Source organism: Dyella sp., assembly GCF_036568765.1.
In the GTDB taxonomy this organism is placed as follows: Bacteria; Pseudomonadota; Gammaproteobacteria; order Xanthomonadales; family Rhodanobacteraceae; genus GSA-30.
On the sequence record NZ_DATCRY010000095.1, the window covers coordinates 1 to 12,243 of the forward strand.

At 61.9% G+C, this 12,243-nt stretch carries 10 protein-coding genes and 1 tRNA gene; 9 read left to right on the top strand and 2 right to left on the bottom strand.

The window, feature by feature from the left end; translation table 11 throughout:
- Positions 1-170 precede the first annotated feature (170 nt).
- Positions 171-246 (bottom strand) — tRNA-Ala (locus VIM98_RS07135).
- 212 nt (positions 247-458) lie between these two features.
- Here VIM98_RS07135 and VIM98_RS07140 point away from each other — a divergent pair.
- The 5 genes from VIM98_RS07140 (at position 459) to VIM98_RS07160 (ending at position 5,483) form a co-directional block, all read left to right on the top strand.
- On the top strand, positions 459-2,228 hold the full coding sequence (locus VIM98_RS07140) for a cation:proton antiporter (RefSeq protein ID WP_331992410.1): 1,770 nt from the start codon (positions 459-461) through the stop codon (positions 2,226-2,228).
- Positions 2,229-2,402: 174 nt separating this feature from the next.
- Positions 2,403-3,167 (top strand): FKBP-type peptidyl-prolyl cis-trans isomerase, encoded by a 765-nt coding sequence (locus VIM98_RS07145; RefSeq protein ID WP_331992411.1) that lies wholly within the window; start codon positions 2,403-2,405, stop codon positions 3,165-3,167.
- A gap of 128 nt (positions 3,168-3,295) precedes the next feature.
- Complete coding sequence (locus VIM98_RS07150; protein ID WP_331992412.1) at positions 3,296-4,633, top strand: UDP-glucose/GDP-mannose dehydrogenase family protein; 1,338 nt, start codon at positions 3,296-3,298, stop codon at positions 4,631-4,633.
- 3 nt (positions 4,634-4,636) lie between these two features.
- Complete coding sequence (locus VIM98_RS07155; RefSeq protein ID WP_331992413.1) at positions 4,637-4,855, top strand: SlyX family protein; 219 nt, start codon at positions 4,637-4,639, stop codon at positions 4,853-4,855.
- Between the two features lie 40 nt (positions 4,856-4,895).
- Positions 4,896-5,483, top strand: coding sequence for a DUF2058 domain-containing protein (locus VIM98_RS07160; protein ID WP_331992414.1), 588 nt, complete (start codon positions 4,896-4,898; stop codon positions 5,481-5,483).
- Between the two features lie 39 nt (positions 5,484-5,522).
- Here the strand turns inward: VIM98_RS07160 and VIM98_RS07165 are convergent, their stop codons facing one another.
- The gene (locus VIM98_RS07165; protein ID WP_331992415.1) at positions 5,523-7,613 is read right to left on the bottom strand and encodes a 3-hydroxyacyl-CoA dehydrogenase NAD-binding domain-containing protein; all 2,091 of its coding nucleotides are present in this window, start codon (positions 7,611-7,613) and stop codon (positions 5,523-5,525) included.
- Positions 7,614-7,985: 372 nt separating this feature from the next.
- Between VIM98_RS07165 and VIM98_RS07170 the strand changes: the two genes are divergently transcribed.
- From VIM98_RS07170 to VIM98_RS07185, 4 genes are all read left to right on the top strand, one after another.
- Positions 7,986-8,480: a hypothetical protein gene (locus VIM98_RS07170; RefSeq protein WP_331992416.1), complete on the top strand. Its 495-nt coding sequence runs from the start codon at positions 7,986-7,988 to the stop codon at positions 8,478-8,480.
- Positions 8,481-8,491: 11 nt separating this feature from the next.
- Positions 8,492-11,053, top strand: coding sequence for a bifunctional diguanylate cyclase/phosphodiesterase (locus tag VIM98_RS07175; RefSeq protein WP_331992417.1), 2,562 nt, complete (start codon positions 8,492-8,494; stop codon positions 11,051-11,053).
- 192 nt (positions 11,054-11,245) lie between these two features.
- Complete coding sequence (gene rpoE, locus VIM98_RS07180) at positions 11,246-11,836, top strand: RNA polymerase sigma factor RpoE (RefSeq protein ID WP_331992418.1); 591 nt, start codon at positions 11,246-11,248, stop codon at positions 11,834-11,836.
- Positions 11,837-12,243 (top strand): sigma-E factor negative regulatory protein (locus VIM98_RS07185; protein ID WP_331992419.1); only part of this gene is annotated, 407 nt, incomplete at its 3' end.

Sequence of the window (12,243 nt, forward strand, 5' to 3'; positions counted from 1 at the left end):
AAATCGTGTCGATGCCCAGGAAACAGGCCAGCGTGGCGGCGTAGGCGATGGCTGTCTTGATCATGACCCGCTCCGAATCGTCGCGTGAGATACGGACGGGAGCGACAAGCGGATCACGCAGGCCGAGAAACGACAAAGCCGCCTCGCGGCGGCCTGCATCCGGGAAGATTTGGTGGAGCCAGGCGGGATCGAACCGCCGACCTCCTGCATGCCATGCAGGCGCTCTCCCAGCTGAGCTATGGCCCCAGCCGCTGGAAGCCCGAAAGAATAGAAGCGAATGGCGATTCCGTCAAGCGTTCGTGACAAAAAAATTTTCAGAAACTTCACTCCCGAGGTTAGGCCGTTCGACCGATGTGTTTGCTTGCGTAGTTTCTGACCAACGACATAAGAGACACGCGCATTCGACATCGTAGTTGCCGCGGCTGTTAGGCTGGGGCCGTCGCCTTCGCGGATTGCTCATGCACGAACTTCAATTCATCCAGGACCTCGCCACCGTGATGCTGGTCGCCGGTTTGACCACGGTGATCTTCCAGCGCCTGCGTCAGCCGGTGGTGCTCGGATACATCATCGCCGGCGTGGTCGTGGGGCCTCATACCAATTCGCTGATCTTCATCCACGACGAAAACACGATCCGAACGCTCTCCGAGTTGGGAATGATCCTGCTGCTGTTTGCATTGGGTCTCGAATTCAGCTTGAAGAAACTGCGTGAAGTCGGTGGCGCTGGCGTGGTCGCGGCGGTCTGCGAAATTGTGTTGATGCTTTGGCTGGGCTACGAGATCGGCCGCTTTTTCGAATGGAGTTCGATCGACTCGCTGTTCCTGGGCGCAATGATGTCGATCTCCTCGACTACGATCATCCTCAAGGCGCTAGGCGACCTTAGCCTGAAGCGCGAGGGCTTTGCCCAGGTGATATTTGCCATCCTGATCATCGAGGATGTGCTCGCGATCGTGCTGATGGCTTTGCTCACAGGTATCGCCAGCTCAGGCGACCTCGAGGCGGGAGAGGCAATGGCGGCGATCGGTCGCCTGACACTGTTTATGGCTGTCTCGATGGTGGTCGGCTTGCTGCTGGTGCCGCGCGTGGTCGATTACATCGCACGGGTCAGCCGTGACGATGTGCTGTTGATTGCGGTGCTGGGCCTCTGTTTCGGCTTTTGCCTGCTGGTCAGCGAAATGGGCTACAGCGTAGCCCTAGGTGCGTTCATGATTGGCGCGGTGGTCGGCGAGGCAACCAGCGTGCGCCGCGTGGAGCGCATTATCGGGCCGGTGCGCGACATGTTCAGCGCGGTGTTCTTCGTGGCCATCGGTATGTTGATCGATCCGAAGATGCTGGTCGAGTACGCCTGGCCGATCACCATCGTCACGCTGGCGGTGGTGGTGGGCAAGGTGATCACTTGCAGCTTCGGCGTGTTCGTCGCCGGTAAGGAGGCACGCACGTCGTTGCGCGTGGGGATGGGTCTGGCGCAGATCGGTGAGTTTTCGTTCGTGATTGCTTCCTTGGGTTTGAGCCTCAAGGTCACCAGCGGTTTTCTTTATCCGATCGCGGTTGCGGTATCGGCCATCACTACCTTTCTCACCCCTTATCTGATCCGCGCTTCCGATCCGCTGGCTGGCATGCTTGCACGTCGTCTTCCCCAGGGTTTCATCGGGGTGTTCGGTGCCTATACCGACTGGATGGGCAATATCAGTTTCTCGGGGCAGGGGGCGGCGATCATGAAGATGATCCGCCGCCTCGTCTGGCATGTCGTCATCAATATGGCGCTGGTCGTGGCGGTGTTCCTGATCATGGCCTATCTGTACCGGCGCGGCTATTTCCATTGGGAGATATTCGACCGGCGAGAGCTGGTTTCGCGCACCGTGGCATGGTCGGTTGCCGCGCTGCTATCGCTGCCGATGATCGTGGCCGCGTACCGCAAGGCCAACGCGCTCGGCATGCTGCTGGCGGAGCTGAGCATTCCCGAGCGGGTCGGCGGCCAGCACAATGTGAAGATCCGCGCCGTGCTGGCCCGGCTTGTGCCGATGGCGGCCCTGGCGGTGCTGGCGTTACTTGTGGTCGCGCTCGCTTCGACCATCCTGCCCCCCAGGGAGGTGGCGCTGGTCCTGGTGCTGATCGGGCTGGTGCTCACCTGGCTGCTGTGGCGGGTGCTGGTGCAGATCCATGCCCGCCTCCAGGCGGCGCTGCGCGACACCCTGGACAAGACAGAACAGCCGGATAACCGGCATTTCTAGATTCTGTCGCAAAAAACCACGATTCTTGACCGCGATCACGAACCTTTGTGCGTCTGAACGGTCCATGCCTTTGCTCGTTGCTAAGACGAGAAAGGCACCGCACAATGGGCGATGCGCCTCCATCGGGGAGGCCAGTCCGGTTGTGTGCCGGCACATCCAAACGAGGGAGTTCAAATGAAGCATTTTCTGCGTCCCACGCTGACGGCGGCCGCTCTGGCCGTTGCGCTGGGTATGACCGCCGGGGTTCACGCTCAGGCCGCCAAGTCGGGCGCAACGGCCGCAGCGGGCACGGTCGACAAGACCAAGGCCAGCTACGTGGTGGGTTGGGATCTGGCCAGTTCGTTGCCGCCGCTCGTGCGCGATGAGGTCGATCCGGCTACCGTCGCTCGCGCTGTCCAGTCGGCCCTGTCGGGTCAGAAGCCGACCATGAGCGAAGCCGAATACAAGTCCACCAAGGAAGCTTTCGTCGCTCAGCTGCAGGCCAAGGCCAAGGCCGAGTACACCCAGGTGGCCGCCAAGAACAAGACCGAAGGCGACGCTTTCATCGCCAAGAACAAGACCGCTCCGGGCGTGAAGACCACGGCGTCGGGCCTGCAGTATCAGGTGATCAGCCAGGGTTCGGGCGCTCGTCCGGGTCCGAACGATACCGTGCAGGTGAACTATGTCGGCACCTTCGTCAATGGCGAAGTGTTCGACGATTCTTCCAAGCATGAAGGTGGCGGTCCGGCTTCGATCCCGCTGGCTGGTGTGATCCCGGGCTTCCGTGAAGGCCTGCAGCTGATGCAGACCGGCGGCCACTACAAGTTCTTCATTCCTTCGAGCCAGGCCTACGGCGCTCAGCCGCAGAACGGCTTCCCGCCGAACGCGACCATCATCTTCGACGTGACCCTCGTCAAGACCGGTCCGACCCCGGCCGGTGCGGACGGCGCCGGCAAGTAACGCTGGCCGAAAGTTCAAAAGCACAACCGGGCGGGGCGCGAAGCGATTCGCGCCCCGCTTTTTTACTGATCTGCCGCGCTGGCGGCTGCTAAAATCAGTCGTCTTGCGATCTGGGAAACCCCTCGGCGATGAAAGTCACTATCTTCGGCACCGGTTATGTCGGTCTGGTCACCGGTGCCTGCCTGGCCGAAATGGGCAACCATGTTGTCTGCGTGGATGTCGATGCGGATAAGGTCGAGCGCCTCAAGCGTGGCGAGATCCCGATCTACGAGCCGGGCTTGGAGCCCATCGTCAAGCGCAACCACGCCAGCGGCCAACTCGACTTCACCACAGATCCCGTGCCGGCGATCGAACACGGCCAGGTGATCTTCATTGCCGTCGGTACGCCACCGGACGAGGACGGTAGCGCCGACCTCAAGTACGTGCTTGGTGTAGCCCGCACCATCGGTGAGCGGCTGGATCGCTATGCCGTCGTAGTGAACAAATCCACCGTGCCGGTCGGCACCGCCGACCGTGTGCGAGCGGCCGTTACTGCCGAACTCACCAAGCGTGGCGCAACGGTGGAGTTCGACGTCGTCTCCAACCCCGAATTTCTCAAGGAAGGCGACGCGGTCGAAGACTGCCTGCGTCCCGATCGCATCATCATCGGCAGCTCCAGCGAACGTGCGATCGGCGTGCTGCGCAAACTCTACGCACCGTTCAATCGCAATCACGAGCGCACTGTGGTGATGGATGAGCGCTCGGCCGAGCTGACCAAGTACGCCGCCAACGCCATGTTGGCGACCAAGATCAGCTTCATGAACGAAATCGCCAATATTGCCGAACGCGTCGGTGCCGATATCGAGCTGGTGCGCCAGGGCATCGGCTCGGATCCGCGCATCGGCTATCACTTTATTTATCCGGGCGCCGGCTATGGCGGTTCGTGCTTTCCCAAGGATGTGCAGGCACTGGAGCGCACCGCGCGCAGCGTAGGTTATCCGGCTCGTCTGCTCGGCGCGGTCGAGGCGGTCAACCATGATCAGAAGCTGAAGTTGTTCGAGCTGATCGTTCAACACTTTGGCGGCAGCGTGTCCGGCAAGACCGTCGCCCTGTGGGGGCTGGCGTTCAAGCCCAATACCGATGACATGCGCGAGGCTTCCAGCCGTAGCCTGATGGAAGCGCTGTGGAAAGCAGGCGCCAAAGTGCGGGCCTTCGATCCCGAGGCGCGCGCGGAAACGCGCCGCGTCTACGGCGAGCGCGATGACCTGGTGCTGTGCGACAGCGCCTATCAGGCGCTCGAGGGGGCGGACGTGCTGGCGATCGTTACCGAATGGAAGGCATTCCGCAGCCCCGATTTTGCGCGCATTCGCGCAGCGTTGGCCGAACCGGCGATCTTCGATGGGCGCAACCTCTATGTGCCGCAACAAGTCGAAGAGGCCGGGCTGGCTTATTACGGCATTGGCCGCGGCCGCAGCCTGAAGGTCTGACAAGTGGCTGCAGAGACCTTCGAGCAACGTCTGGCCGAACTGGAAGTGAAGCTCACTTTCATCGACGATACGCTCAACGCATTGGTCAGCGCCGATGCGGAGCGATCGCAGCGCATGGCCGCGCTGGAGCGTCTGGTCCGCGACCTGCGTAGCGAGTTATCGACGCTGCGCGTCTCGCAGGGCCATGACCCGCACAGCGAGCCGCCGCCGCCCCATTACTGATTTCATAGCCTCATACGGCGTTTTCAACGAGTTCAAGATCATGGCCGAATCCCTGCGCGATCAGCTGCTCAAGAGTGGCATCGTCAAACAGGTACGCGAAGAAAAGCGTGCCGCGTCGCCTCAAACTGGCAAGCCGGGGCTACACAAGGGCCACAAGCCGGCACACGGCAAACCTCAAGGGCATAACAAGCCGCAAGGGCAGGGTGCGCCGCGCAAGGATGGCGAGATCGATCTGGCCAAGGCGTATGCCGTGCGCCAGCAGACCGAAGCGGCCGAGCGCAAGCTCGCCGAGCAACAGGCCGCCGAGCAGGCTCGCCTGAAGCGTGAGCGCAAGCAAAAAATCGAAAAGCTCCTGCAAGGCCAGGCCTTGAACAAAGCCGATGCCGATCAGGCGCGTCACTTCGAATACGGCGGCAAGATTCGCCGCATCTATGTCGATGCCGCGCAATTGGTTGCGCTCAATGCCGGCGAACTCGGCGTGGTGCAGCAAAGTGGCCGTTATCTTCTCGTGGCGCGCGCGATTGCCGAACAAGTACGAAATATCGACGCGAATATCGTGGCCTTGCTGGTGGAGACCAGCCCAGGCGGTGTTGGCGAAGACGGCGTGCCCGATGACTTGATGTGGTGAGCACAAAGAGGCGGCGCGCCTGAGCGCGCCGCTTATCGGTTACTCGTCGCCGGTCGGGGTGAGGTTTTCGAATTCGAAACCGGTCTTGGCCAGCGCCTGGTGCTCCCAGCCGTTCTTCGGAGCAAAGCGTTCGCCGTAGCGCTGAGCCAGACGCTCGAGCTTGCCGCGCACAATGCCTACGCCTTCGCTGCGCAGGTACTGGATCGGGCCTCCGCGGAACGGTGCAAAGCCGGTTCCGAAAATCACGCCGGCGTCTAGCAGATCGGCGTCGTCGACCACGCCATCGCCCAGGCAGGCGACCGCTTCGTTGACCATCGGCAGAATCATGCGGTCCTGCAAGTCGGCCGGCACGACATAATCCGGATCGACTTCAGGTTTCTGCGCCTTGCCTTCATGCCAGGTATACAGCCCCTGGCCGTCCTTCTTGCCACGTTTGCCAGCTTCGAGCCTGTCTTCCAGTCCTGCGGGCAATTCCAGCCCGAGGAACGGCGCAAGCTCCTTGCCGACCGAGGCGCAGACATCCAGCCCGACCGTATCGGCCAGTTCGATCGGCCCCATCGGCATGCCGAATTTCTTCGCTTCTTTATCCAACACCGGACCGGGAATGCCTTCGTTGTAGAGTCGCATCGACTCGAGCAGATAAGGCATCAGAATGCGGTTGACCAGGAAGCCTGGCGTGCCCTTGACGGCCACCGGCAGCTTGCCGATCGCCTTGCAGAAGGCCAGTGCGCGTTTCTCGTAGCCTGGATCCAGGCTGTCGTGGCGCACCACTTCCACTAGCGGCATCTGCGCCACCGGATTGAAGAAGTGCAAGCCAAGGAAGTGCTGTGGCTTGGCCAGCCCCTTGCGCAGTTCGTCGAGCGGAATGCTCGATGTATTGGTAGCGAGAATTTCGTCGGCCTGGAATTGCGGTTCGATGCCGGCGTAAAGGGCTTCTTTGGCCTGGGCATTTTCGAAGATCGCCTCGATCGCCAGGTCGGCTTCCTTCACGCCGTTGCCCTCGACATCCGCGCGCAGGCGCGCCATGGCGGCTTGCACTTTCTCGGGCTGCTTGAGTTTCTTTTCGTACAGCTCGCGCGCCCGATCCAGTGCTGGCTGGATGAACTTCATCTCGCGATCTTGCAGGGTGACAGTGAAGCCCTTGAAAGCCGCCCAGGCGGCGATATCGCCACCCATCACGCCGGCACCGACGACGTGCACATGTTCGATACCGTGTTCGGTGCCGCTACCTTGGGACTTCAGGCGTTCCTGCAGGAAGAACACGCGGATCAGGTTCTGAGCCGTCGGGGTCTGCGCCAGTTTGGCGACCGACCTGGCCTCCAGCTTCAGTCGCTGGTTGATGCTGCTTCCGCCACGGCGCCAGACCTCGATCGCCGCGAATGGCGCCGGGTAATGCTCTTTGCGCACCTTGGCCGCGGTCTGTTTTATCACCATGGGCGCCAGGGCTTGGCGCACGGGCCATATATTGGTGGCCCAGGCTTTGGCGCGCTGGGCAAACGGGCGCGCGTGAGGCCGGCGCAAAAGACTACGGGCCTCGGCTAGCAGTTCGGCCGGCGGAGCCAACCGGTCGACCACGCCCAGTGCCAGTGCCCGCTTTGCCGACAGCGGCCGCCCGGTCAGCATGATCGGTAGGGCCTCGGTGGCACCGATCAGCCGCGGCAGGCGAGCGGTACCGCCCCAGCCGGGATGGATGCCGAGCATCACCTCGGGCAGGCCGATGCGGGTCTTTTCGTCGTCGGCTGCCACGCGTTGGCGACAGGCCAGGATCAGTTCGGTGCCGCCGCCCATGCAGGCGCCATGAATGGCTGCAACGGTCGGGCAGGGCAGGCGTGCCAGGGCTTCGAACACGCGCTGACCGTTTTCGATGCTTTCCAGCACAGTGTCGTGCTGGGCGTATTGCACGAACTCCTTGATATCCGCGCCTACCGCGAAGCCGAACGGCTTGGCCGAGTGAATCAGGACACCGACGGGCTTTTCGATCGCCAGGCGCTCGACGATCTGACCCAATTCGTCCAGGACGGCACGGGAAATCGCGTTGACGTGGGCACCGGCCCGATCGAGAGAAAGGGTAACGATGCCGCTCTCGTCCAGGCTCGTTTTCCAGTGGTTAAAGCGCAATCCTTCGAACATGGGGATAGGAACGTTGGCTTGGAATCTGCCCACCATACCTTCCCGTAGCGTCGAATGCGAGAAGGGGGAGGGAGGAAGGACTGGAGATGGGAGATGGGTAGCGGGGGCGCAAGTCCGGTCGCTTGCCGTCAGGATGAAGGGCCGCGACATGTGCTATCGCACCGGGGATTTGCCGCTGTAGCCGCGTAAGCGCCCCCGCTACCCGCCCCCCAACCTCCGCTTCTATAACGAGCCCTTTACGTTTGCCGGCTCTCTCCAATTGCAAATCCTGTGCGCTGCCGCAAAAAAAACGGCTCAAGAAAAATGCATTTATCACGATGTCGCCTCCGGCTATTGTGCTCGGCCCGGGAGCGGGTAATTTACGCAGCGTATATGAGCACCTCTCTTGCCACGCCCGCCGCCCCCCCCGGCGCAGACATTTTTGAACGCATTCTCACGGCGTCGGGAGGCCTGCTTGCGCTCGAAGGTGGCGATAGCGATGGATTGATCGAGCAATTCCGCGCACTGGTGCGACATTCCGGGCAATCGGTTTATTTATGGTCGCCTACGACGGGACTGGATAACTTGCGCGAAGCGCACGCTCGTGTTCCGGGCAGTCAGCGCCTTAACCAAGCCTTGCGTTTCGTCCAGCAGAGCATGCATTTCGGTGTGTATCTGTTCCGCCATCTGCCACTCCCGTTGGCTCCGGCGGACGTGAACCAGTTGCGCCAGCTGGCGCGTTCGCCGACGGAGCAGGTGCGTCGGGTCGTGCTTGTCGACGCACCGCGCAGCCTGCTGGATAGCCTGGCCGATGCCTTGATCAAGATCGACTGCGCAGCGCCCGTCGAAATACGTCCACGCTTGCGCGATGGCCGTTGGCTACTCTGACGGCAGCGCGCATGGATAAGGCCGCCACTGGGGTTCTCGTCATCGCGGCACAGCGCGAATTACGTCGTGAACTTTTCGATGTGTTCGACCACGAAGAACGCCATCCGGTCGTCTACTCGGCGCGCGATCTGACTCACGCGCGCCAATTGCTGCATGAAGAGCCGAAGCTGGATCTGGCCGTGCTGGTCTGTGACGGTGACGCCCGGCACACGCAGCAGAATGTAGAAATCTTGCGGCAGTGGCCATCTTGCGCACGCACCCCCCTGCTGCTGATCCTTACCGAGCAGGCCAGCTTGAAGCCTGGCGAGTTGCCGCTCGACATTGCCGACTGGCTATATGCATCGCAGATCGCTCATGAGCTGATTGGCCGTTGGCGTCGATTGGCGCATACACCGGCGCCCCCTGTGGTTACAGTGTCGCCTCCTGTCGGTACGGTCGAGCGGGGCGATTATCGGTTCGCATTCGATGAGTCCGAAGCCGAATGGGTAATAGTCGATCCCCACGGCGAACGCATCATCGAGTCGAGTGTGGCGATGATCCGCAATAGCGGCTTACCGTTGGCGCGTCTATCGCGGATGCCGATCGGCGAGCTCTTGCGCTTCGATGATGCCGACCTCGGAGCCGTGATGGACGCGGGTACACGCCAATGGTTTCGATGCACTCGCTTGTCTTCGAACGGTGGAGAGCACGGTCAGGCCAGCGCACGCAAGATCCGCCACCAGGGACGGGATGCGGTGGCGTTTTCATTCCGCAGCTATCGAGCCGGAGCGCGTGCGGAGCCGGCGCTCGATTTGCTCGCGCGACTGTTCAATTCCGGTGGTGGCGACGATGGAGTGGAAGCCGCCGCGCGGTTGCTCTACGAAGCACTGGAGCTGGACTATCTGGCGCTATGGTCGGCACGACCGGAAGAAATCGGCGCGCCAACCCAACTCTTGCAGCTATGGCGGGGCGAAAACCAGTCATGGCCAAGCCCCGGGCTGCAAAGTTCGTTGCGCCTGGTGCTCAACGGTCAACCGATGCTGCATCAGGCCGACGCGCGGCGCTTGGCCGAGGTCGATCCCTTGCTCGATCAACTCGGACTGAGCGGCTTTGCTGGTCTGCCGCTGTTGGACGAACGCCGCAACGTGCTCGGCGCCTTGCTTGCCGGCACGCACCGGCCGTTCGGCACGATGGAGATTATTGGGCCGACCCTGCGCGTGGCCGCGGCGCGATTCGCCCATGCGCTGGAGCTCAAGCGTACACGCGAACAAGGGCGTGCCGAAGGCCTGCTCGATGCGCTCACCGGCTTGCCCAACCGCGTCCTGTTCAACGATCGCCTGGATATGATCATCCGCGAAGCCACTCGCACCGGCGAATGCTTTGCGTTGCTATTCGTCGACCTCGACCGCTTCAAGACGATCAATGACACTCTCGGTCATGCCATTGGCGACCAGGTACTGATCACCGCGACCCAGCGCCTGCGCAGCAGTGTGCGGGCTTCCGACACGGTGGCGCGCTACGCGGGCGATGAGTTCGTGGTGGTACTACGGCACATCATCAAGAATGAAGATGTGCTGCGCATTGCCGAGAAGATCGTGCAAGTGATGGAGGCGCCGCTACGCATCGACGATGGCACCGAGCTGCAGGTAACCGCCTCGATCGGTGTGAGCTTCTATCCGGACGACGCCGACGATGCCGAAACCTTGCTCAAGCACGCCGACGAAGCGATGTACGCAGCCAAGAGCTTGGGCCGCAACAATTTCCAGATTTACGAAGTCAGTGCCGAGCAGGCGCAGCAGCAGAACCTGGCGCTGAAATCGCGCTTGCGTCACGCCGAGCACAATGGCGAGCTACGCGTGTTCTTCCAGCCACAGGTCGATGCCAAGACCGAGGACATTGTCGGCATGGAGGCGCTAGTGCGCTGGGAGCATCCGGAGTTGGGCTATATCGGCCCTGGGTTCTTCATCCCGCTGGCGGAGGAAACCGGTCTGATTGTGTCGATCGGCGAATGGGTGCTGCGCGCGGCCTGCCGCCAAGCCGAAGAGTGGGAGCGGCGCTTCGGCCTGCGCCTGCGTCTGGGCGTCAATCTCTCGGCCGTGCAACTGATGCAGCCCAATTTGCTGGATGTGGTTGCGCAGGTTCTGCAGGAAACCGGGTTGGATCCGGGGCTTTTGGAGATGGAAGTTACCGAGAGCATCAGCATCAAGGCCGCACCCAACCTCATCGAGAACCTGCACGGCCTGCACAAGCTGGGGTGCCGTATTGCTATCGACGACTTCGGTACCGGTGCCGCCTCGCTGGACTATCTGCGCAAGTTGCCGGCCGACCGCATCAAGATCGACCAGAGTTTCGTACGTAACATCGGCGTCGACCCGGACGACGAGGCGATCGTACGCACCACTATCGAAATGGCCCACCGCCTCAAGCGCGGCGTAGTCGCCGAGGGAGTGGAGATCGAACAGCACCTGCAATTCTTGCGCGCCAATCATTGCGACGAACTGCAAGGCTATCTGTTCTGCCGGCCGTTGCCCGTGCCGTCCTTCGAAAAGCTGTTGGCCGAACGCCAGCGACTATTGACTAGCGCGGGCTCCTGACTTGCCCTGCGGGGTACCGCCCCTTATATAGTGAGTCTCGCCGAAATTTCATGCGCTGGGACGCGGCAGGCGCAAACGGGCGAGGTTGGCCGCACGAACTGAACTTATGGCGACGATGCCTGTCACATCTCGTCGTTCTCATCCGGCGGCAGGCCTATGCTTGTAACAGCGGTAACGAAGGAGACAGCCCGGATGGGCGAAAACGAACTGGATCGCGCGCTGGTAGAGCGAGTCCAAAACGGGGACAAGCGAGCCTTCGATCTGCTGGTGCGCAAGTACCAGCACAAGGTGGTCGCGCTGATTTCGCGTTATGTGAATAACCATGCCGAGTGCGAGGATGTCGCCCAGGAGGCGTTTGTGCGGGCCTGGCGCGCCATCGGCTCGTTCCGTGGCGAAAGTGCGTTCTATACCTGGATGTACAAAATTGCCGTCAATACCGCCAAGAATCACCTGGTGGCCATGGGGCGCCGTCCGCCCACCGACGATATCGCGGTGGAAGACGCTGTTTTCGTGCCTGGGGCCGACCGCATGCAGGAGAGCGCTACTCCCGAGCGCGAATTGATGCGCCAGGAAATTGAACGAACTGTCTTTTCCACGGTCCAAGCCTTACCAGAAGAGCTACGCACCGCCATCACCCTCCGGGAAGTGGACGGACTTAGTTATGAGGAGATCGCTGAAGCCATGGACTGCCCGATTGGAACCGTGCGATCACGGATCTTCCGTGCCCGCGAGGCGATCGATGAAAAGCTGCGGCCGCTGCTGTCGGACCGCGAGGACGTATAAATGACTGAAGTCAATCGCGAAAATCTATCCGCCAGCATGGACGGGCAGCTTTCCTCAGAGGAACTGCGCTTCTTGCTGCGCCGGTTCGAGGCCGACGCTTCGCTAGCGCGGACCTGGGGGCGCTATCACATCGCCCGTGACGGTTTGCGCCGCGAACTGGCCCCTATGGCGTCGGCGGGTTTCGCCGATCGGGTGATGCGGGCGATCGAGCAGGAAACAGGCGTTTCGGTCGTTCCCCAGGCGCGCCGACGCTGGTTGCGTTGGTCCGCTGGCGGTGCGATCGCGGCGAGCGTGGCGGTGGCGGCCTTGCTGGTGACCCAGCCGGCAGGACAGGAGGGCGGCGAGCGCGCCGCACCGTTGGCCGCCACTGGAAACGGGAATGTCGCCCCTTCCACGATCACCCAGGC